The organism is Zarconia sp. (assembly GCF_057467645.1).
This window is the reverse complement of sequence record NZ_JBRJXU010000140.1, coordinates 1-22,231: the sequence shown is the minus strand read 5'-3', so window position 1 is coordinate 22,231 and position 22,231 is coordinate 1. Positions and strand designations below refer to the sequence as shown.

Annotated in this window: 16 protein-coding genes and 1 pseudogene; 12 read left to right on the top strand and 5 right to left on the bottom strand. The window is 51.6% G+C overall.

The window, feature by feature from the left end:
• Positions 1–147: 147 nt before the first annotated feature.
• Positions 148–3,060 (top strand): CHASE2 domain-containing protein, encoded by a 2,913-nt coding sequence (locus tag AC2215_RS21595; RefSeq protein ID WP_486812080.1) that lies wholly within the window; start codon positions 148–150, stop codon positions 3,058–3,060.
• Between the two features lie 43 nt (positions 3,061–3,103).
• Here the strand turns inward: AC2215_RS21595 and AC2215_RS21590 are convergent, their stop codons facing one another.
• Entirely contained in the window at positions 3,104–7,201 is a 4,098-nt protein-coding gene (locus AC2215_RS21590) for a two-partner secretion domain-containing protein (protein WP_486812079.1), read from the bottom strand.
• A 70-nt stretch (positions 7,202–7,271) separates the two neighbouring features.
• On the opposite strand from AC2215_RS21590, the gene AC2215_RS21585 reads away from it, so the two are divergent.
• Entirely contained in the window at positions 7,272–7,439 is a 168-nt protein-coding gene (locus AC2215_RS21585; protein ID WP_486812078.1) for a hypothetical protein, read from the top strand.
• Positions 7,440–7,547: 108 nt separating this feature from the next.
• Here AC2215_RS21585 and AC2215_RS21580 read toward each other — a convergent pair whose 3' ends face one another.
• Complete coding sequence (locus AC2215_RS21580) at positions 7,548–8,840, bottom strand: DNA cytosine methyltransferase (RefSeq protein WP_486812077.1); 1,293 nt, start codon at positions 8,838–8,840, stop codon at positions 7,548–7,550.
• A 588-nt stretch (positions 8,841–9,428) separates the two neighbouring features.
• Here AC2215_RS21580 and AC2215_RS21575 point away from each other — a divergent pair.
• The 5 genes from AC2215_RS21575 (at position 9,429) to AC2215_RS21555 (ending at position 15,657) form a co-directional block, all read left to right on the top strand.
• The gene (locus AC2215_RS21575; RefSeq protein WP_486812076.1) at positions 9,429–11,300 is read left to right on the top strand and encodes an NAD(P)H-quinone oxidoreductase subunit F; all 1,872 of its coding nucleotides are present in this window, start codon (positions 9,429–9,431) and stop codon (positions 11,298–11,300) included.
• 253 nt (positions 11,301–11,553) lie between these two features.
• Complete coding sequence (locus AC2215_RS21570) at positions 11,554–13,071, top strand: NADH-quinone oxidoreductase subunit M (protein WP_486812075.1); 1,518 nt, start codon at positions 11,554–11,556, stop codon at positions 13,069–13,071.
• A 375-nt stretch (positions 13,072–13,446) separates the two neighbouring features.
• A complete protein-coding gene (locus AC2215_RS21565) occupies positions 13,447–14,736 on the top strand; it encodes a CO2 hydration protein (RefSeq protein WP_486812074.1) in 1,290 nt (429 codons plus the stop codon).
• A gap of 147 nt (positions 14,737–14,883) precedes the next feature.
• Positions 14,884–15,285 (top strand): fasciclin domain-containing protein, encoded by a 402-nt coding sequence (locus AC2215_RS21560; protein ID WP_486812073.1) that lies wholly within the window; start codon positions 14,884–14,886, stop codon positions 15,283–15,285.
• A 36-nt stretch (positions 15,286–15,321) separates the two neighbouring features.
• Positions 15,322–15,657, top strand: coding sequence for a double zinc ribbon domain-containing protein (locus tag AC2215_RS21555; RefSeq protein WP_486812072.1), 336 nt, complete (start codon positions 15,322–15,324; stop codon positions 15,655–15,657).
• Here AC2215_RS21555 and AC2215_RS21550 read toward each other — a convergent pair.
• On the bottom strand, positions 15,654–16,139 hold the full coding sequence (locus AC2215_RS21550; RefSeq protein ID WP_486812071.1) for a Fur family transcriptional regulator: 486 nt from the start codon (positions 16,137–16,139) through the stop codon (positions 15,654–15,656). The genes AC2215_RS21555 and AC2215_RS21550 overlap by 4 nt on opposite strands.
• A gap of 186 nt (positions 16,140–16,325) precedes the next feature.
• Here AC2215_RS21550 and AC2215_RS21545 point away from each other — a divergent pair, with 186 nt between their 5' ends.
• From AC2215_RS21545 to AC2215_RS21525, 5 genes are all read left to right on the top strand, one after another.
• On the top strand, positions 16,326–16,898 hold the full coding sequence (locus AC2215_RS21545) for a redoxin family protein (RefSeq protein WP_486812070.1): 573 nt from the start codon (positions 16,326–16,328) through the stop codon (positions 16,896–16,898).
• 685 nt (positions 16,899–17,583) lie between these two features.
• Positions 17,584–18,180, top strand: a complete 597-nt coding sequence (locus AC2215_RS21540) for a Crp/Fnr family transcriptional regulator (RefSeq protein ID WP_486812069.1) — start codon at positions 17,584–17,586, stop codon at positions 18,178–18,180.
• Positions 18,181–18,505: 325 nt separating this feature from the next.
• A complete protein-coding gene (locus AC2215_RS21535) occupies positions 18,506–18,718 on the top strand; it encodes a YgaP family membrane protein (RefSeq protein WP_486812068.1) in 213 nt (70 codons plus the stop codon).
• A 68-nt stretch (positions 18,719–18,786) separates the two neighbouring features.
• Positions 18,787–19,326, top strand: coding sequence for a cytochrome b6-f complex iron-sulfur subunit (gene petC / locus AC2215_RS21530; protein WP_486812067.1), 540 nt, complete (start codon positions 18,787–18,789; stop codon positions 19,324–19,326).
• Positions 19,327–19,516: 190 nt separating this feature from the next.
• The gene (locus AC2215_RS21525) at positions 19,517–20,527 is read left to right on the top strand and encodes an NAD(P)/FAD-dependent oxidoreductase (protein WP_486812066.1); all 1,011 of its coding nucleotides are present in this window, start codon (positions 19,517–19,519) and stop codon (positions 20,525–20,527) included.
• 8 nt (positions 20,528–20,535) lie between these two features.
• On the opposite strand, the gene mgtE is transcribed toward AC2215_RS21525, so the two are convergent.
• Together mgtE and AC2215_RS21515 are read right to left on the bottom strand one after the other, a co-directional pair.
• Positions 20,536–21,933, bottom strand: a complete 1,398-nt coding sequence (gene mgtE, locus AC2215_RS21520) for a magnesium transporter (protein ID WP_486812065.1) — start codon at positions 21,931–21,933, stop codon at positions 20,536–20,538.
• Between the two features lie 178 nt (positions 21,934–22,111).
• A pseudogene (locus AC2215_RS21515) lies at positions 22,112–22,231 on the bottom strand (IS630 family transposase); the annotation flags it as partial.

Here is a 22,231-nt window from a genome sequence, read left to right as displayed (position 1 = left end):
GGTGTGGGTGCGTCAGTTCTGCTTCATTGACAAGCATTACCCTAGAAGAAAAGACTCAAGGAGTGAGTTGGGAAGATATTGGGTTCGGTCTTCGGTCATCTACAATCGAGTTGAAAAACCCTCAAAAGCGATTAAACGATTGTCGGGATGTGTCAGTTCGTCATCTTAAATCTGGGTCGTGGCAATTGGTCCGAGGGCTTTGGGACGGTAAGCGCTCAGATCGGTCAAATGGACGGTCTCACCCGCGTGAAAATTACGGGGAGTTTGCCGGCTGCCCCCCACCTGTGGGAATTGTACGCTCGTTGGCAGTTTTTATACGCAGCCATGGCTCAATATCGGTTTTGGCGGCGCGGTGGCGGTGGGGAAGCCATCGAAATCGAAGAGGAAGACGATACCAATTTTTCTATGGTGGAGTTCGATCGCCTCAGCGAACAACTTCATGGCCAACTCAACAACTGGCTGGCAGGGGAGTCCTTCAGTAAAATCGATCGGCAATTGCGCACTCACCTGAATCCCACCGACGAGATTCACGTGATTCTCGAAGCCCAAGACGATCGGGTGCGCCAATTTCCCTGGCATCTGTGGCATTTTTTTGAAGACTATCCCCGTGCCGAAATTGCCCTGAGTTTGCCCGAATACCAACAGGTCCCCAATCCGATTTCTCGATCGAGAGACGGTCGAGTGCGGATTTTAGCGATTTTAGGAGATAGTACCGGCATCAATTTAGGGGCAGACAAACAGTTACTCGAAACATTGCCCGGTGCGGAGTTGGTGTTTCTCGAAGAACCCCAACGCCACGAGTTAGATGAGACGCTATGGGACACGGGGGGTTGGGATATTCTCTTTTTTGCCGGACACAGCCAAACAGAGGACGAAACGGGACGGATTTATATCAACCCCACCGATAGCCTGACGATTCCCCAACTCAAAAATGCCCTCAAAAAAGCGATCGAACGGGGGTTGCAGTTGGCGATTTTTAACTCTTGCGATGGACTGGGGTTGGCGCGATCGCTCTCCGATTTGAATATCCCCCAACCGATCGTCATGCGCGAACCGGTTTCCGATCGAGTGGCGCAGGTGTTTCTCAAATATTTTTTGGCGGCTTTTGCCAGTGGCGAATCCCTGTACCTATCGGTGCGGGAAGCCCGCGAACGGTTGCAGGGTTTGGAAGGGGAGTTTCCCGGTGCGAGTTGGTTGCCGGTGATTTGTCAGAATCCCGCCGTTTTACCCCCCACCTGGGAGTCTTTGTGCGGGGAACAAATCCAGGAAACGGACGTGGAGATTGCCAGTGTCCCCGATCGCCCCGTGACCATGGTGTTTTCGGATTTGGTCAATTCCACAACCCTTAAGAACTACCTCCCCGGCAACGATATCCAAGCCCGCAACCGCCTCTATTTCGATACCATTCTCCAACCCCATCGCGATCGAATCGAAGCCCGTTTGGAGGAGTTTGGCGGACGGGTGGTGAAGACGGAAGGAGATGCCTATTTTATAATTTTCTCCAGTGCCGCCCAAGCCGCGCAATGGGCGGCGAGCGTTCAAAAAAGTCATCTCGACGCTCCCATTCCCACCCCCTTGGGTTCCCTGCAAGTGCGCATGGGGATGCATACCGGTTCGCCCCTTCCCGATGGCCGGGACTTTATCGGTCAGGAAGTGGACTATGCCGCCCGCGTTTCGGGGTTGGCGAAGGGGCAACAAATTTTGCTCTCGGAAGTGACGGCGGTTTTTGTTCGCAGTGCAGCGATTGCGGGACTAAGGGTTCGTTCTCGGGGACGGGCGAAGTTGAAAGGAATCGGCAACCTGCCCATTTACGAACTGGCTTATCGGGATGGGGAGGAGTTACCGGGGGTCGATCGCCCCAAGTTTTGGCGCGCGGGAACCATCGCCAGCGCGATCGCCACCGTTGCCGTCGTGGGGATGCGATTGCTGGGTGTTCTCGAACCCCTGGAGTTAAAAACATTCGATCGCCTCATGCGCTGGCAACCGGCAGAATCCGCCGATAAGCGCATCTTAATCGTGGGGGCGGATGAAGAGGATATGCGTCGGTACGGCTACCCGATTCCCGATGCCGTCCTCGCCCAACTCATCGAAACATTAGAACGCCACGAACCCGCCGCCATCGGTTTGGATTTAATTCGGGACGTTCCCGTCGAACCGGGACACCAAGACCTGGTGGCGCAGTTTCAGAAACATCCCAATCTCATTGCCCCCTGTGCCTTTGGCGAAAATCTCGAAAGTAGTATCGCCCCACCGCCGATGCTGCCGGAATCTCAGGTGGGATTTATCGATCTCGACAACGATAGCACCGTCAATCCCCAGGATTACACCATCCGCCGCTACCTCTTATCCCGCAGTGCCAACCCCATCGATCGCCCGTCTCGATGTCTGGCGGATAAGTCCCTGGCGTGGAAGTTGGTTTATCAATATTTGAATACCCGAGAGATTCCGGTAACGACAGCGGGGAAAGACTGGAAGTTCGGGGATATGGTGGCGCACCGCCTGCAACCTCGTAGCGGCGGCTATCAAACCCTAGACGCGCGGGGGAACCAACTGCTAATTCGGTATCGCAAAACGCCGCAAATCGCCCAACAGGTGACGATTCGGGATGTTATTGAGGGTAGCGATCGCTTTAATCCCAATTGGGTTGGCGATCGGATCGTGTTAGTGGGAATTACCGCCAGCAGCATCCAGGACTACCACGAAACCCCCTACGGTCGGATGCGGGGATTGTACATCCACGCCCATACGATCGGTCAAATCCTCAGTGCTGCCGATCCACAAGAACGGCGTCCCCTGATTTGGTGGTGGCCCGTGTGGGGGGAGATCCTGTGGATTGGAGGTTGGGCTGTGGCTGGGGGGGCGATCGTCTGGTACGGTCGATCGCTCAAATGGAAGGGGATTGCGATTGGTTTGGGGGCGATCGTTCTCTATGGTTCCTGTTGGTTGATTCTCTCCCGAGGTGGTTGGATACCCCTGGTGCCAGCAGCGATCGCCGGTTTGGGGACGGGAGTGGGGTTGTTGGTGTATCGAGAAAAATCGATCGGCAACAAACATCCATAACGTCTGTTTTTCAAACATGTAGATTTCGATCGGGAATAGGCGGTTATTGCGTTACTGACCGTACAGAAGACTCGATTGGAGCGGATTCTGGAGAAACGGAGTCGCATTCTGGATGGGATTGCCAGGATGAATGGGATGGGTTGCCCGATGCAACGACTAACTCAACTTGTCCGCGATCGTTGGTTATCCATCCGGTTGCTTCCACTAACGGCGCAGTGGGTATAGCAGATGTATCCGGTGCGGGGTCCGTGGGATTTGGGGTGAGGTCACTCTGGATTTCCCCCAAACGAGTATCTCGCCATACCGTTTGTCCCCGCAAATATTGGGTGGGGTCTTCGGGAAACCCTCCTCTTCCACCCAGAACGAAGCGATTCCCTACTGCTGCGGCGCAAGCGTTTCGCACTTGAGTCTCGGGGTTGAGGGTGTCGCCATCTAACGCCACCAATCCCGATGCCGGATCGACGACGGGGGTTTGGATTTGCACCGCACCGCTAAATTCTGCTCCCAATGCCGATGTTGCCGTAATATCGCTCTCGAGAGTCAGCACTTCTCGGAACTGAGTGCCGAAGATACCATCAGCCGCAATATTTACCTGTCCGCCAAAGCTTTGTTCGGCGTTGGCACTGATATCGCTGTTTTCGAGTGCCACGAGAGTTTCCGTGTCGAGATTGATATTGCCTCCGGTGGCATCTCCCGTGGCGTTGGTGGTGATGCGGCTGCCGCGACGCAGGCGCAAATCTGCCGTATTCAGGGTAATGTTTCCTTGGGTTCCCGCTTGCAGGTCGGCGTTGAGGCGGGCGTTGGTATCCAGGAAAAGAGAATTGGCATCGATATTGAGGTTCCCCGCGTTTCCCGAACCGGAACTGCTGACGGTAATTTCTCCCCCATCGCGTACCGTTAGGGTATTGGTATCGATGTCGATGGTTCCTGCTGCAAAATCCGACTGGCTGAGGGCGGAAATCTGACTGGCATCCCCATCCTCAGACAGACCGGCGACCTCAAGGGCATCGACGTTGAGGGTAATATTCCCCGCATCTCCATCCGCCACCGTGGCCGCCGAGATCTGCCCCCCATCCACAACACGCAATCGATCTGCCTCCACAAGAATACTGCCCCCATCACCGGTGGAAAATCTGTCAACCGAAGCATTGAACTCGCTGACACGACCAATTTCTACCTCGGTCGCTCTGACCGTCACGTTGCCGCCATTACCCGCCCCCCGAGTCGAAGCATTAATTGTTCCTCGAGTCAGATGCAATCGTCCCGTTTCGATCGAGAGATTTCCTCCATCACCGGTACTGCTAATTTGGGCACCGATAGTCAAATCAGAGCGGAACAACCGATCGAGATCGATAAATTCGGGAATCACGGCTTCAGCAGATTCGAGAATCGCTGAAGAGGCAGATTCGAGAATCACCTCTTCAGAGGCACGTATGACAATATCCCCAGCATCCCCACTCCTTTGAGCATTCGCAATGATGTTCCCTCCATCGAGGAGTCGTAACTGCCGGGTTTCGATGTCGATGGACCCACCATTTCCCTCTCCAAAGGATATTGAGAGTAAGTTGCTACCGGTCAGGGTCGGCAACCCTCGGTCGGAAATTCTGACACCCCCTTCGAGATCGGAGATGACTTCGACGACATCCGCATCGATCTCGATGGTGCCTCCATTTCCCGCTCCCAGGGTCGTCGAACTAATCCCAAAACCATTGAGTACCCTCAAGAGTGGAGTGTCGATGGTAATGTTGCCTCCATCACCGGTTCCACCGCTCACTTCAGAGAATATTCCACCTCCGGCATTTTCCCCGTTCAAAATCGCAGATTCCCGGGCTAGAATCTCGATATCTCCAGCATTTCCCCGATCGGTCGTTCTAGAACTTATCGAGCCAGTAAAGACTTGCAAACGCCCGGTGTCGATGGCGATCTTGCCAGCATTCCCGCTCCCCTCGGTGATATTTTCAATGGAGGAGACATTGCGAACCTCGATCGAGTTGGGGACATTCAGGAAAATATTGCCGCTACGGCCCGCATCGGAGGTTAATGAAGTAATGGTGCCGCTGTCGTTGAGGATTAACTCTGGGGTATTTATCGTCAGGGTGCCCCCATTGCCTAGACCCGATGATTCGGACAAGACCCCGCTGCGGGTTTCGAGGTTGGGATTGTAGTTATCCGGGTTGAAGGGATCGACTGGTAAGGCAACCCCTTCGGTGCCTTGATTTTCTAAGGAAACATTCAGGGTGTAGGTATCGCCCGGTTGTAAGGTATTGCCTTGAATTAACTGGTTATCCCCAGCAATCGAAACCTCAGCACTGATTCCCAGAAGATAAACTCCTGGCTCGTCCAACGTGATGTCAATGAGGGGATCGAAATTTAAAGGACCCGATGTGTTTTGGCTGCCGGGATCGAATTGACCCACGATGGAATTCTGACGTAATTGTTCCCCCGTGCCCCGATTAAAGAGGAATATCTGGGCATTTACATTTCCGGGGGCATTATTAAAGCCACCATCAATATCGAAGATGCCTCGGCTACCGCCTTGGGTCACCGAAAAGGAATAGTAGTCCACTCCAGCTTCGGCGTTCCCAAACAGCGTCGTGCCGCTGACAATTTCGGTGGGAGTCCGTTCGACGGATACGTAGGGAATTGTCTCCGAGGCTTCAACGTTGGGATTGGGTTCGCTCAGCCACGCTAATGTATTCAGGTCGAATACCGGTAAATCGAGGAAGGGATTAAAGATAAAATCATCACTTTCGCCAGCAAGACTGACTCGTTCGGCGGCGTTGATGGTAATATCTCCGGCATGACCTGCATTTGTTGTCGCCGTGACGATTTGTCCCCCGGTTTCTAGGGTTAAGGTATTCAGATTCGTTTCAATAGTTCCACCATCACTGCTACTGTTAGTTACCGCACCGATAAATCCTCGATTGGAGAGAGTGAGGGCATTCTGGGGATTGTTTATGGTGATATTTCCCCCCGTTCCACTCGTTTGGGTGGCCGAACGGGATAGAATGCCGCTAAATAAACCATCGTCGGTGAAGCCGGAAATCTCGATAACACCATTGGCATTGACGACAATCTCTCCGGAGGTTCCCGTGGAGTTGGTCACCGTTTGAATTCGCGAACCTCCCGTCAGGGTTAGGGAACCCGTTATTAGCTCAATCTGACCTCCGTTACCAATTGCCCCCGTTTCCACGTCGTTGGCGATCGAACTTCGACCACCCAGCGTTGTATTTCCCGTTACGTCGATGCTCAGATTCCCTGCCACGGAGTCGGCAGAACCGAGACCTTCACCGAGTCCCCCTTGCAGTTCGCTCCCCGATAGCGTCAGGTTCCGAGCATTAACACCAATATTCCCATTTCCACCACCAGCAACGTTGACCGCACTGCCGTCACTCAGGGAGACATCGCTACGAGATACCCCTTCGGGAAAACTCAATCCTTGGAATCCGTTTGCCAATCCATTCAGTCGAACCGTTCCCGGTGCGGATAATCCTCCCAGTTCTACTCGTCCTCCCGGCGCGTTTAAGGTACTGCCGGTGAGGGTCACGTTTCCTCCGAGTAAACTGAGGGTTTCACCGTTGGCGACGTTGAGGGTCGTTCCTTGCAAGGTAGTTGCGGTTGGAGTCGTTTGGTTCCACTGCAATCCTACTGGAACGTTAACACTCAGCAAGGGGGATGCATTGGGTTCGGTGGCGCTGTAGAAACTTCCATCTTCAAACAGCAGACTCTCGGCGGTACTCCCGAGAAACGAACCCCCAATCTCTAAGCTGGCATTGGGTCCGAATTGGATGCCGTTGGGGTTGATTAGAAATAGGTTTGCCGTCCCGTTGGCGCGAATCAACCCATCGATGTCGGAAAGATTGCCTCCCGTGACGCGGGTGATGATATTGTCGATGGTCAGGGCGTTGTTGAAAAAGGCTTCCCTTCCCGTGGGGATGGAAAATTCCTCAAAACTGTGGAAAAGGTTGTTTCGAGCTTCCGTTCCCCCTTCAATGGTGAGGACGTTGCCATTGGGAAGAACCACTGAATTGTTCGGTAAGGTGGCATCGGGGGTAATTTGCGCGCTTATGGGTGTGGCGACGAGTCCCAAAGCGCAAACGGCAGCAGAGGTTCGCCAAAAGGGAGAGTTGGCCCGGTTCATGAATGCTCCTGAGTGGCTTTGAGTTGACGGGGTTAGGAATTGGGAGTGTGTCGGCTCTTGGAACTGGTTAATGATGCGATCGCACTCAAGTCAAGGGGAAGGGGCGATCGAGCTGATACTCAAAACGAAGCTCGACCTTTCAATTGTCTTCTACATCTGGAGTTTGGGCAACATTGGCACATCGATAATGTTGACTCATATCGATGCGAAGGCTGCTTCCACCCGTCCGGGGGTCTGAAGAGTCAAAGGTTTTTGCCACGGAAGAGGATTGTCTTGGACGTGGTGACTTCCCAACCCGAGAGGTTAAATTCTGGTGATTCGATCGGATTTGAAATCGTTCCTCTCCTCATCCATTTCCCTCGTGTTTATAACTGCGCCGCTGAGGAATCACATCACTCGCAACGCCATAATATCGAGCAGCTTGAGCCATCGTCAGCGATAGCAACTCCTCATTTGCAAGAGGTAACAATTCCGTTAGCTTCGACGGTTTCGCCCCTAAAACTTTGACAATTTGCTCGGCAACAGATCGCCCCAACAACGGTGGAACGGAATTGCCAATTTGCCGAAACCCATGCCATTTGGTGGTGTGAAACCGAAACCAGTCGGGATAGGAGTGCAATCGGGCGGCTTCGCGTACGGTAATGCAACGGGGAAGATAAGGATGGATGGGACGTGGAGAGGTAAATGCGCCGCGACTGCTGGGGGTTCCGGCCCGGAGGGTATTGCAAACCCCTTGGGGATCGAGTTTGTGGAATCGACTGACGGGTTCGGTGTCTCCCGGTTTTGTGGCCTCGAATCGTGCCATGGATTTCGGACTATGTCGGGTGCGTCCGCTTGCATTGAGTACGGTTCGATCGAACTGACGAGATTGGGAATAGTCTTGGGTGTCTTCAGAAGCATTACGGAGTTTTTCCCCGTAGACACTGGCACTTCCGAAGGTTGCCCTCACCCAATCCCGGTGATGGAGTTCCCCATATTGTTCGATGTCGGGTAAGTCTTGCAGCGCATCCCAAACCGTCGGACTATCGGGGAGGTGATGGTGTTGGAGATCGCGCTTTTTGGTGGAATTGGCAGGTTTGGTAACCGGTGAGGGATACTCCGGCAGCAGGCAATCCCGACGCGCACCCATTAAGAACAGTCGTTCGCGATTTTGGGGGACGCCGTAGTATGCCGCGTTGAGCACTTGATAGGGCAACAGAACTTCGTAGCCATCATTCTGAATTTTATCGATGACTTCTAAAATAAAATCTTGATGCTTGCCGATCGCCATCCCTTTCACATTTTCCATGACGAAATACTTGGGTCGAAGTTCGTGAATGAGGCGAATGAAATGAAACACCAAGGTATTTCGGGGATCGTCGAGGAGGCGCTTGCCAATCAGGGAAAATCCCTGGCAGGGAGGACCGCCGAAGAGCACGTCTATCTTGCGATCGCCTATTTTCGATCGCTCCCGAATTTCTCGACCTGTAACCTCGGCAACACTCTGACAAATGGTGGTGCAATGGGGGAAATTGTACTCGTGGGTGGCACAGTGAACGGGATCGATTTCTACCGCAGCGAGAACGTCAAAACCCGCTTGCTCGAATCCCAAGCTCAATCCCCCCGCCCCGGCAAATAAATCGACCCCGATCGGTTTCACGCCACTGCTCCTACGACTTCACCTTCACCACATTGATGCTAGCAGGTCGAGGTCGCGCCCCCGCGATCGTCTCAACTCGCTCGCCGGTTCTGGAGATATTTCAGGATCGTGAGGACACTTTGGCGGGCGATCGTCGGGGGAAATGAGAGCGTCGGGGGAGACCGGAGAAAGATACTCGTTGACCCTCGAGTTGTCCGCATCCCCGTATCCGACTCATTCTACACCTGCGGTCTACCTTCACAACGTCGTGGCGATCGCGATATAAGACTTGCTTATATTTTCTAAAATCGAACGATCTAAAGTTTTTCTTGATTTTATTTGTTGAAACAGTTTAATCTATAGAAATTATAGATTTTCTGAAGAAAAAACTGTTTTTGACGTAACAATCTAAGGTTTTCTATTGTAAGCATAGACAATTGTCTATCAAAAGTATGAAGTGTCCGAACTTCAAGATTTTAGAATCTGCGATCGCGTCAAAACTCAACCTTCAGTCTTTCACTAAAATAGAAAACGTAAAACTCTAAAAAATTCCAGGTTCAAGACATTTATAAAGCCGATCCTGGGGTGATTTGTTTTTGAGGAAAATCAATGACACAAATATTCAGTCAGACCATCTGGCTGGTACCTTGCTATGCCCTCATGGGGGCAGTGCTAGCTATTCCTTGGTCGCCGGGATTCATTCGGCGCACGGGACCGCGACCGGCGGGATACATCAGTATTTTCCTGACCCTTTTAGCCTTTGCCCATAGCTTGCTCGCCCTTGAAGAAGTTTGGGGTCAACCGCCCCAATATTTATCCTTTAGCTGGCTTCATGCTGCGGGGTTAAACATCACCCTAGATTTAGCAATTTCTACGGTAACTGTTGGGGCCGCCGCCCTGATTGCCGGACTCAATTTACTCGTCCAAATCTACGCCGTTGCCTATTTAGAAATGGACTGGGGATGGGCGCGATTTTATTCCCTAATTGCTTTATTTGAAGCGGGAATGTGTTTGCTCGTCCTGTGCGATTCCCTCTTTTTCAGTTACGTCGTCCTGGAAATCCTCACCCTGGGAACCTATCTGATCGTCGGCATGTGGTACAACCAACCCCTGGTGGTTACCGGGGCGCGAGATGCTTTCCTCACCAAGCGGGTGGGAGATTTGGTGTTGCTCATGGCGGTGGTTGCCCTGCTGCCCATTGCCGGAACCTGGAACTACACCGAGTTAGCCGAGTGGGCGCAAACGGCACAACTCGAACCCAAAGTCGCCACCCTACTCACCTTAGCCTTGGTTGCCGGTCCGATCGCCAAATGCGCTCAATTTCCCCTTCACCTGTGGTTGGATGAAGCCATGGAAGGCCCCTATCCAGCCACGGTTCTGCGCAATACCGTCGTTGTCGCCACTGGGGCGTGGGTGCTAATTAAACTGCAACCGGTCCTGGCCCTATCTCCTGCGGCCTCTCAAGTCATTATTTGGGTAGGGGCAGTCACCGCCATCGGCGCATCGCTGATTTCCATCGCCCAAATCGACCTCAAACGGGTGCTATCCTACCTCGTCAGTGCCTATATGGGGTTAGTATTCGTCGCTGTCGGAACCGGGCAAACTCAAACGGCGTTGACGCTTCTCTTTACCTACACCATCGCCATGTCGTTGCTGGTGATGAGTACCGGGGGCATCGTTCTCAATAACATTACCCAAAACTTAACCCAGTACGGCGGATTGTGGTCGCGCCGTCCTATTTCGGGCATTTGCGTGTTGGTGGGGGCGGGGTCTTTAGTGGCATTTCCGCCCCTGGGGGGCTTCTGGGCGTTGGTCGACATGGCCGATTTCCTGTGGACGTACCAACCCTGGTTATTTGGGGTGTTACTGGCGGTGAACGGTTTGTGCGCTTTTAGCGTTACCCGCTTGTTTGGGTTGATGTTTGGCGGCAAACCCACCGAAATGACCCTGCGATCGCCCGAAGGGTTGTGGTTGCTAGTGTTGCCGACGACGATCTTGATGGGATTGGCGCTGCACGTCCCCATACTTTTGGATCGGTGGCAGCTTTTACCGGATTTTGCCAGTGTCAATCGCACCGTTGTGGTTCCCTTGGTGTTCCTCACCGTGGATGGATTTGCCCTGGGTTCTCTGATTTACTTGAATCCCAACTGGAAAAAACCCGTCCGTTTCGGCCCAAAGTTCCTGCAAGACTTCTTTGCCTACGATTTGTACACTGCCCAGGTTTATAAAGTCACCATCGTTTTTGCGGTGGGACTCGTCTCGCGAATCGTCTACTGGTTCGATCGCTTTATCGTCGATGGGGTGGTGAACTTGGTGGGTTTGGCGACGGTGTTGGGCGGACAAAGTTTGCGCTACAACATTTCCGGACAAGCGCAATTCTACGTCCTCTCGATTTTGCTGGGGGTGAGTTTGTTCCTGTTCGTTGCCCTCTGGCCGCTGCTGACTCCTTTGGCAATGGTGTTTTCTGGATTTCTAGGTTAATTTGGACGCTCTAGCGTTCGATACAACGCCAGAGACGCCGGGGTTTTGCCTCCCCTGCCCGAATGTCTGGTGGGGCTTCCCCGAAAGGAGGTGGGTAGGAAAGTGCGATTCCCCAACTTTAGATTGAGATGCTCGATCGAAAACTCAAATTCTGACTCACCAGAATGGAGGATGAGGCTTTTCTATTCCCCACACCCCACACCCCACACCCCACCCTAACCAGACACTGTCTTATCCCGAACTGACGTTAACGATGCTTACGGCTTTAATTCTCGTCCCCATTCTCGGCGCGATTCTCATCGGGTTTTTGCCCACATCCGAAGGTTCGACGCTGCCCCGCAGAACGGCATTGGCAGTCGCTGCCGGTTTGTTCTGCTACAGCTTTTGGCTGCTAACCCAACTCGATCTGGCCAATAGCGGCATTCAGTTTGCCGAATATTTCCCCTGGGTTCCTCCCATCGGCTTAAGCTACAGCTTGGGAGTGGATGGGCTGGCTTTACCTCTGGTGGTTTTAAACGGGTTACTCACCACCTTTGCCCTCTACAGTACCCGCGCCACCACAAGCCGTCCCCGGTTGTACTACGCCTTAGTTCTTCTGGTGAATGCGGGAGTCACCGGGGCATTTCTGGCCCAAAACCTGCTTTTATTCCTCCTGTTTTACGAACTCGAACTCATTCCCGTCTACTTCCTAATTGCCATTTGGGGCGGATCGAAATCTCAATACGCCGCCACTAAGTTTTTGATTTATACGGCGGTTTCGGGGATTTTAATTCTGGCGGCATTCTTCGGCATTGCCTGGTTGGGGGGATCGTCGAGTTTCGACTTAGACACCATCTCCACGACGGGATTATCCACCAAAACCCAACTTATTTTGCTGGCGATGGTGTTGGTTGGATTTGGCATTAAAATTCCCCTGGTTCCCCTGCACACCTGGCAACCCGATGCCTACGTCGAATCCGCCCCGCCGATTGCGATTTTGCTGGGGGGAATTCTGGCGAAGTTGGGGGTTTACGGGTTACTGCGATTTGGTTTAGACCTGTTTCCCGAGGTGTGGCCCTTAGTCGCCCCCGGATTGGCGATTATCGGTTCGGTAACGGTGATTTACGGTGCCCTAAGCGCGATCGCCCAGAAAGATATCAAACGGATGGTGGCCTACAGTTCGATCGGGCATATGGGCTACATCTTAGTCGCCGCCGCCGCCAGTACCCAACTCAGCGTTCTCGGGGCGGTGGCGCAAGCGGTGAGTCACGGTTTGATTCTGGCGTTGCTATTTGAACTCGTCGGTATCGTCGAAGAAAAAGTGGGAACTCGGGAACTCGACGTTCTCAACGGCTTGATGAATCCCGTTCGCGGATTACCCCTGGTGAGTGCCCTGCTGGTGACGGCGGGAATGGCCAGTGCGGGGATTCCGGGATTAGTGGGATTTGCCGCCGAATTTATCGTCTTCCAGGGCTGTTTTTCCGTGTTTCCCATCTGCACTCTGCTGTGCATTTTAGCCTCGGGTTTAACCGCCGTTTATTTTGCGATTTTGCTCAATCGAACCTGTTTTGGCCGTCTCGATAACAAACTCGCCTACTATCCTCGGGTGTTATTTTCCGAGCAAATTCCGGCTTTAGCGTTAACGGCGATTATTTTGGTTTTGGGAGTTCAACCCAATTGGTTGCTGCGGTGGATGGAACCGACTACCGATGCGATCGCCCAGAGTATTGTCACATCCGAAGCGATCGCGATCGCCCCAGCGCCATCAATCCCGGAAAACTTCGTGAAATAGTGAGTGGCGTTTGTGTATGTCGATCGGATTATCCCATTATTGGTTACGGTAAAACCGAATTAAATTTGGTGGCAATTTGGGAAACAGCATGAGGTTCTATCTGCATCAAAAAACTGTCTACCCTACCACCTACAGGTAAAACTCATCCATTCAAGAAATCCTATAGATTTGGTGGGCAGTTCTGTAACAAACATAAAGTTCTAGCTGAATCAAAAAACTGGCCACCCTACCACGACAGATAAAACTCCCATGGTTCGGATCAAACCAAATTGCATCAGGTGGGCAGTTACGCGATCGAAATAACGTTCTCGCTGAATCCGAAAACTGCCCACCCTACCACTGAAATCATTCCCGATTCTCCATTCCCCGTTCCCCATGTCAACCACCCTCACCCAAGCCAAACTTCCCCCCTCCAGTCACGAATTTGCCGATGTCGTGCATCGCCTCGAAGCCGGGGGTTCCATGCTGCCAGATACCCCCGAAAACTTAATGCAAATCATCGGGATATATAAAGCCTATGCCGTCCCGATGGATTTCTACTGGCGCGATTTACTCTACATCGCCGAACGAGTTTTCTTAGACCCGACACCTGCTTTTAAATACTTCTTACCCAAAGAATATTTAGAGTTACACAATCACTATGCCGGTGACGATGCCGACTTGCGAATTTGGCGTGGAGAAGCAACCGCTCATCCCGAACTTTTGGAATTTATGAAGTTCGGTGAAACCTTCAACGGCCCGAAACTCTTCCACCACCTCTGGCACGATCGCATTAATATGGAGTTTGCCGAAGCTTGTATGCGGGCAATGCTGTGGCATCAAGGGATGGGCGGTCGCTTTTACGATTACTTAGAAGACCCGGAATATATTGCCAATGCCGATCGGGCGATTAAAGCGTACTTTAAAGGCAATCCATTGATGTTGGGATTGTACAAACTCTTTCCCAACATGTTCTACGAAAAAGTTCGCGAACTTTCCTATTATGCAAACTTAGGCTTATTCTGGGAAGTGATGGCTCCGGTCTTTTTTGAAATGTCGGATATTTACGATGAAGGGGGATTTAAAGGCGTTCCCGATGCGATGGATTTCCTCGTAAACGGTATTTTTGCCGTTGCCGGTCGTCCCATTTACCATCACGTTTATATCCGGGGCGAATGCTACGAAATCATCCCGAAGGCGAAAGGGTTTACTTGGTTGTACGAAGCTGCATTACCCTACGTTGAAGCGGTGTTTTATCGTACTGCCCCCTTCCGAGGCACGAAATCCTATAACGCCCAAGCCGAGCAAGTTCCCGCCGAACAAAAAGACTTTCATTACGGGATTCTTTATGCCGATGTATTTCCCGTCGGCAGTGCGGGAATTCCGCCCACATTGCTGATGCAAGATATGCTTCATTTCTTGCCAGAATATTTAGAAGAATACTATCAAAAATATTGTCGCGGCGAGGATGATTATTTGATTCAATTGGGGATTACCTTTCAGCGATCGATGTATAACGTGACCTCTGCCGTGATTCAAGCCTTACGAACGGCATTGTTATATCCCCTCGACGACCCGAATCCAAAACATTTACGCAAAAATCGGGAGTTTTTTGAAATGCAACTCGATCGCTTCAAACGACCCGAAGCCCGGTTGCGGGATATTCAAAATCAGGAGTACCGATAGGTCTTGTTAATGAATAATTGGTAAGCGTCACCTCAGGGGAGGGCAAAGCATTTGGATTTGTCAAATTTCGTTTTACCCATAATTCATCGCTCAAATGCTTGTGCCCCTACAGTCTCCCCATTTCCGAACTCCGAATTCCGAATTCCTATGGCAAATATTGTTGAAATTGCAGTGAATACCGACGGCTTTTCCACCCTCGTGGCTGCCGTTCAAGCAGCGGGTTTAGTCGAAGCCTTGCAATCCCCCGGTCCCTTTACCGTCTTCGCACCCACAGATGATGCCTTTGCGAAATTGCCGCCGGGGACCGTACAAACCTTAGTCCAAAATCCCCCCCAACTGGCACGCATCCTCAAATATCACGTGGTTTCGGGAAAGCTAAATCGCGATGAGTTAGCGAAGTTGGAAACCGTCACTTCCCTCGAAGGCGCACCGATTTCGATCGATTGTGGCGATGAGTTTGAAGTTAAAAATGCAACGGTGGTGGCAGCCGACATCGAAGCAGATAACGGCATCATTCACGTCATCGATAACGTGATTTTGATGGGGTAGCATCCCGATCGAGAGCGAGCCGCTATAATACGAGCTATGTCCGACTGTCCTCGATGCCACCAAAGCGTACCCAAACTAGCCGTCACCTGTCCTCACTGCGGTATGCAGCTGACGGCTTACGGTCATCCGGGGATTCCCCTATCTCGCGCCACTGACGATGCATCCCTGTGCGCGAGTTGTGCCTACGATGCGGACGATACCTGCACGTTTCCCCAGCGTCCCTACGCAAGAGATTGTACCCTTTATCGTGATGTTGCCGAACCGCTGATAGACCTCAAACCCACCTATAAACCCCGACCTTGGATTCAACGCCATCCGGTTTTGCTAGTCGTGCTGGTATTAGTTGCACTCAGTATTTTGTTGGCACTCTAAACCTCATCTGATGCAGCGAGATCGCAGCGATCGCACAATCCGCGCACCGTTAACTCGTAATCTTCCACCTTCAATCCCGGACGAAGCTGTTGCAAATCGATTCCTTGGAACTGTTCCCAAGCAATATCTTCGATCTTGCCGCAACACCGACAGCGAAAATGATGGTGGGGGGCAATATTGGCATCGTAGCGACACACCCCCTCTTCTAATAAGACTTCCCGCACCAGTCCCACATCTCGCAGGGCTTGTAAGGAACTGTAAACTGTGGCTTGGGAGGATGTGGGCGCATCTTGGTTGAGAGCGTGCAAAATTTGCTCGGCTGTGGGGTGATCGGTACGACCGAGTAAATTGGCGTACACGGCAAATCGCTGCGGGGTTACTCGCAGTTTTTTGGCTTTTAGGGTTTGAACGATCCGATCTGCTTGCTTTCCCATACTCTCGTTCTCCACAGAACGACCCGATACTTCTAACGTGCGGGTCATCTTCAGGATAACAAGGTTAAGAGAGAATCGCACTAAGTTCGTAAACTATCTTTAAAACAAGTATTTATACTCATTGACTCATTCTTAAATAAGAATTATTCTGAGATGTATCGAAAGCAATTCAAGCAAACACCACTGATGCAGCTTTCAAATCCGTTGTTGTCAAACCCATAGGAAGAGGTCAATATGGCAGTTATCGATCGTGTACCCGATGTCGTCTTCAAAACTCGCGTCCGTGATGAGTCCGTAGAAGGACCCAACCCCTATCGCTGGCAGGACAAAACAACTCAAGAGATTTTTGGCGGTAAGAAGGTCGTCGTTTTCTCGCTACCGGGAGCCTTCACCCCCACTTGCTCTTCCAATCACTTGCCCCGTTACGAAGAGCTGTACGATGAATTCAAAGCTCAAGGTGTGGATGAGATTATCTGCATCTCCGTCAACGATGCCTTCGTGATGTTCCAATGGGGTAAGCACATCGAAGCGAAGAACGTGTTCTTGCTGCCGGACGGAAACGGCGAATTTACCCGCAAGATGGGTATGCTCGTTGAAAAGTCCAACCTGGGATTTGGCTTGCGTTCTTGGCGCTATTCCATGCTCGTGAACGATGGCAAGATCGAAACGTTCTTCGCCGAGCCTGGTTTTGCAGATAATGCCTCCGACGACCCCTTTGAAGTGTCCGATGCTGACACGATGTTGGCTTACCTCAAAGGAGAAGAAGCTGGGTCTGTGTCCGAACCGCGTTTGGCTTTTGTGGGCTAACTCCCCCGGAGCGCTTCCGAGGTAAACCTAAAAGAGCGTCCCCGATGGAATCTAGTACTCCGCCAATTCAAAAAGGAATGGTGCTCACTCATGCAAAAACCTTGTAAAACGGGAATGCAGAGAATATTGAGACCGGGCCAAGTTGGCTTGTCGGAGTACTAGGGTCTGTTATCAGTTAAATCGAGAAGTCCTTCAGAATCAGGATTGAATGGAGATCCTCCCCCCTGAGTCGCGCCTGCGTTTCCTGTGGCGAAGGAAAACACTCCAACAAACACTCGAACGCTAGAGCCGAGACTTCGTCCGGAGCGTATGCCTAACTGATGACAGGCCTTAGTCATGTTGAATCGCTCGAGCGATGGCGTTCCCTACACTTTTTGTCGATCTGCGACATCGATCGAAGAATCCAAAACGGATCGTATGGGGTTTAACTTGCCTTCCCAGATCCACGGGGTCGACATTCGATCTGAATAGACGGCTGCTGAAAAAGGGTTAAGGGAGAAAGGAGAGAGAAATTGTATCAATTTTTAATTTCTCCCACAGGTATAATAACCTCCAACTAGACCGAGCTAATGACTCTGCCATGCAAAACGGTGCCACTCCCCTCGAGACAGCTCTGGCTATTTTTCCTTTTTTGGCAAATACGACCCCACAGACAAAAGAGGTCTTTTGCAGGCAGTCCGAGCACTTGAAACTATCCGCAGGACAATTTATTTGTCTTGAGGGTGATGTCTGTCAACATCTGGCATTAGTGCTCTCAGGAACGGCTCGTGTCTACAAAATGGGAAATTCGGGCCGAGAAATTACCCTCTATCGCATTGAGGCAGGGGAAAGTTGTATCTTGACAGCGTCTTGCATCCTCAGCCAGCAGAAGTTTCCGGCTTTTGCGGTGGCGGAAACCGCAGTGGAGGCGATTGGTATTTCCGCCAGTCATCTGCGGGATTGGATGACTCAAGACCCAACTTGGCAGGGTTATATTTTTGGTTTACTTTCTCAGCGGCTGACAGTTGTCATGGAAGTGGTTGAAGAGGTTGCATTTCATCGGATGGATGTAAGGATTTCGACTTATTTACTTAAAATGGCTGACAGCAGCGGAGCTACGGTTCAGACAACCCACGAGGCTATTGCTCGGGAACTGGGCAGTTCCCGTGAAGTGGTGAGCCGAATTTTGAAAGATTTGGAAAAGCGTGGAATTGTAAACCTGACCCGAGGCAATATTTCAATTCTGAAGCTCAATGAGTTAACAAAGATCGCTCGGGGGTCTTGTAACCCAAGTCCCAGGTAAAGGTGGGCAGCGGACCGTCAAGAAGAAAGAGAAACAATCGAAGTGCGAATGCTTTCGAGGTCACCTGTGTGATTTTGTCACAGACCGAATGTTCGATGGTTATCTAATGTAGTAGTGAAGGTCGTAACAGTCCTTCAAGAAGTCTTAAATAGAGTGATTGGGGAATCGGTCAAAAAATCCGTGAAACCCTCTCCAGACTGGCTTGTATCGTTATTTTATCCCAACTCGATTTAACCCAGTTGCCATCGGCATTGGAGTGATTTCAATTTTCCAACAACTCTAATAGACATCTAATACTCAATCTTACTGAATGGGAGGTGACCTCATGATTAGTAACGTAGGTACCGTAGACCGAGTCATTCGCTTCATCGTTGCCGCAGTCTTGTTTGATTTGGGTCTGAATGTTTATGCTAACTACCCAGTTGGCATCGGGTTGACGGTTGCCGGTGCGATCGCACTTCTGACAAGCTTGGTGGGTTTTTGCGGTCTTTATCGTCTCTTGGGAATCAGTACCCGAAAGACAGATTCGGCACTTTAAGCATCATGCCCCCCATCGTCAGTCTTCCTTTGACGGCGATCTTCTCCCTTAACCCAATACATCCACCCATGAACGAATCTTTTTCCCTTCAACCTGACTCTCCGTCCCTGTCTCGACGAAAATTGCTGAACTTTTTGACCGGGGCAGTCGTTGCCACGACAACGGGTGCAGCCCTTTATCCGGCGGTCAAGTTTTTCATCCCCCCGTCAGAAACCAGCGAAGATGGCGGAATTTTGGCTAAAGACCAGCTCGGAAATCCCATTCTCGCGAGTCAAATCTTAGCAGAAACCCCCGGCAGCCGAGCATTAATTGCCGGTTTAGCAGGAGAACCCACTTATCTAACCGTTCGCGATGATGGGACTTTATCCCCAATGGGCATTGTCGATAATTGTACTCATCTCGGATGTACCTTTCCTTGGAACCCGAACGCTCAACAATTTCAATGTCCTTGCCATGGGTCTTTGTACGATTCACGGGGTCGAGTGGTCCGGGGCCCTGCGCCCCTGCCGCTCAAGCTCACTCGGGTTGTTGTCAAAAACGAGGCGATTTGGCTCTATCCCTGGCATGAGTTAGACCCACGGACAGGGGAACGCCCCTGGTGGGCTTAGGCGAATCCACGGTCTATCGCTAGATAATTCGATGACAAGACATGAGAACATCTTCCCGTTTCCTTTGAGCCAATGCTCGATCGTCTTACACTAAAAGCAAAAGCTTACTGCGATATTCGTTGAACGATCGAACCATGGCTTCCCCCGAAGATTGCCCATCGGGGTTGCTCAATTATTTAGAGGCTTAACGATGAAACTTTCCAGCAAAAATCTCGATTCCCGACTCGATACCCTCTACGATGCGATCGTTGTCGGTGGTGGTATGGGAGGACTCTCTGCGGCCATTTATTTAGCCCGCTACGGTCTCAAATGCCTGATTGTGGAAAAGGGGAAAGGGCGATCGGTTTGGATGCAAGATTTGCGCAATTACTTGGGGTTCGATCCCGATACCCCCGGTCGCGATCTGATCAACCACGGCAGCAAACAAGCGGTAGACTGGGGAGCTGATTTACTCCGGGGCTACGTTGAAGAGGTCACCGACGACGGAGATACATTTGCCGTACGGGTAAAAGTGGGCAAAAAAGACAGTATTTATCCCGTGTTTCGCAGTAAATATATCATCGCCGCTTCCGGTGTGATCGATGTTTTGCCTCAGCTCGAGGATATGCAGAACGTCTACGACTACGCCGGTTATACCCTACACGTGTGCATGATTTGCGATGGCTTCGATATGTGGGATCGCAAGGCAGTTCTGATTGCCGGTTCCGAAGGTCAAATTAACGCCGCCTTCGTCATGAACTGGTTCACCCCCTATATTTCCGTCCTCACCCACGGACTGTTCCCGGTGAGCGATGCCATGAAGCAAAAACTCGCCGACCATGGGTATCCCCTTTACGAATCGCCCATCGCTCGCTTCCACGGCGAAAAGCATCAGATGAGTAACGTGGAACTCGAAGATGGCACGGTGGTAGACGCGACAACCGGTTTAATTAGTATGGGGTCGATTTATCACAACCATTACTTAAAAGGTATTGACGGTCTCACCTGGGATGGCGAAAACCTGGTCACCAACGATATGGCTCAAACCACCCACGATCGCATTTTTGCCTTGGGAGATTTGAAGAAGGGGTTGAATCAAGTTTCGATCGCCGTTGCCGACGGAACGCTGGCTGCCACTCAAATCTGGCGGAATATTCGCCGGGCAAGTCCGCCGCGCAAGTGGGAAGAAAACATCGCCACCATGACGGCGGGCAGTGTGTAAGCCGACCCCTACTGTTGCAATATCAACTTGGCAACGTTGAAATAAATTAATACCCCCAACACATCTACGGCTGTGGTGATAAAGGGAGCAGACATCAGTGCCGGATCGAAGCCGATGGATTGAAACAGAATCGGCAGTGCCGAACCCGATACCGATGCGAGTACCGAAATGGCCACCAAACTAACACCGACGGCGATCGAAACCACCCAATCCCCTTGGAGGACATACGCTCCCACCGTCACCATCAGCCCCAGCATCGTCCCCAGGAGTGCCCCGGCGATCGCTTCTCGGCGAATAATGCGGGCAGCCCCTCCCGATTCGATTTTCTCCATATTCAACCCCCGAATCACAACGGTGGAGGACTGAGCGCCCACGTTACCCCCCGTACCGATGAGAAGAGGGATGAACATTGCCAGGGACACAACTTGCTCTAGAATGCCTTCATTGGCACGAATCACGCCGCTGGTGAGGGTATTGGTAAACAAGAGCACCAGCAGCCAAACCACGCGCTGGCGGGCAACCTTGAAGAGGTTGGTTTGAAAGTAGTTTTCCCCGTCAGATTGCACCCCCCCCAAGGCGTAGATATCTTCGGTGGCTTCAGCTTCGAGAATATCGATGGTATCGTCCACGGTAACGATACCCACCAATCGCTGCTCGCTATCGACGACGGGAATGGCGAGAAAGTCGTAGCGTTGAATCATCCGGGCGACTTCTTCGCGATCGGCCCCAGTTGGAACGGATACTACATCGCGGGTCATCAGTTCGCCAATGGTATCCTCCGGTTGCGCCACCACCAAATCCCGCAGGGAGAGGATGCCGGTGAGTTGTCGCTGGGCATTGGTGACGTATAGGGAATAAACGGTTTCCGTGACGTGGGCGAGGCTGCGAATGCGCTCCAGGGCTTGGGTAACGGTATAGTATTCTTTGAGGGAGATGTATTCTGGGGTCATAATCCGCCCTGCACTATCGGCTTCGTAGCCCAAAAGCAGGTTTGTAGCTTGGCGTTCCTCGGGACTGAGTTGTTTGAGCAAGCGGCGAACGATCGTGGCGGGGAGTTCGTCGAAGAGTCTGGCTCGATCGTCTGGGGACATATTATCGACGATATCGAGTACTTCCTGGCGGGCGAATTTCTGGGCGAGGGATTGCTGGATGCTGGAGTCGAGATATTCGTAAACTTGGGTGGCTTCGTCTTTTGAGAGGAGGCGAAAGGCGATGGCGTAAAGGGTTTCGGGGAGACCTTCGATCGCATCGGCGATATCTACCGGCTGAACTGGCACGAGCAGGGTTTTCGCTCCTTCGAGATTTTGCTGTTCGAGCAACATTTGGAGCTGGGAACGAACTAATTCCCTCAGTTCTCGACGCGATGAAGAACTGGGTAAGGTAGATATATCATTACTTTCGACCAATTCAGCCTCCCTTTAACCCTTACTAAATATAGTCTAGTGGGTGATGGGACGATCGAGATAAAGAAGGGGGTTGTTGGTGGGAGATTCTATGAAACGATCGCTCCATCGGATCGATGGGATGGGACGATTTTTGCAGCGATCGGTTCTGCGATTGCTGTTATAGCAACCGCCAAGGCGGTTAGGACACTAAACGAAGGACATATTCGATCGCATCTCGTAAACAATTAAACTGATGGAGTTGTTTGCGGATACGACTTTTCAACCAAGACCAGCACTGTTCAATTTTGTTGAGGTCTGG

Bases quoted from the DNA above. Each gene is read 5' to 3' on its own strand.
- AC2215_RS21595 (WP_486812080.1), top strand. From the start codon at position 148: ATGTGTCAGTTCGTCATCTTAAATCTGGGTCGTGGCAATTGGTCCGAG.
- AC2215_RS21590 (WP_486812079.1), bottom strand. From the start codon at position 7,201: ATGAACCGGGCCAACTCTCCCTTTTGGCGAACCTCTGCTGCCGTTTGC.
- AC2215_RS21585 (WP_486812078.1), top strand. From the start codon at position 7,272: ATGATGCGATCGCACTCAAGTCAAGGGGAAGGGGCGATCGAGCTGATA.
- AC2215_RS21575 (WP_486812076.1), top strand. From the start codon at position 9,429: ATGACACAAATATTCAGTCAGACCATCTGGCTGGTACCTTGCTATGCC.
- AC2215_RS21570 (WP_486812075.1), top strand. From the start codon at position 11,554: ATGCTTACGGCTTTAATTCTCGTCCCCATTCTCGGCGCGATTCTCATC.
- AC2215_RS21565 (WP_486812074.1), top strand. From the start codon at position 13,447: ATGTCAACCACCCTCACCCAAGCCAAACTTCCCCCCTCCAGTCACGAA.
- AC2215_RS21560 (WP_486812073.1), top strand. From the start codon at position 14,884: ATGGCAAATATTGTTGAAATTGCAGTGAATACCGACGGCTTTTCCACC.
- AC2215_RS21555 (WP_486812072.1), top strand. From the start codon at position 15,322: ATGTCCGACTGTCCTCGATGCCACCAAAGCGTACCCAAACTAGCCGTC.
- AC2215_RS21550 (WP_486812071.1), bottom strand. From the start codon at position 16,139: ATGACCCGCACGTTAGAAGTATCGGGTCGTTCTGTGGAGAACGAGAGT.
- AC2215_RS21545 (WP_486812070.1), top strand. From the start codon at position 16,326: ATGGCAGTTATCGATCGTGTACCCGATGTCGTCTTCAAAACTCGCGTC.
- AC2215_RS21535 (WP_486812068.1), top strand. From the start codon at position 18,506: ATGATTAGTAACGTAGGTACCGTAGACCGAGTCATTCGCTTCATCGTT.
- petC (WP_486812067.1), top strand. From the start codon at position 18,787: ATGAACGAATCTTTTTCCCTTCAACCTGACTCTCCGTCCCTGTCTCGA.
- AC2215_RS21525 (WP_486812066.1), top strand. From the start codon at position 19,517: ATGAAACTTTCCAGCAAAAATCTCGATTCCCGACTCGATACCCTCTAC.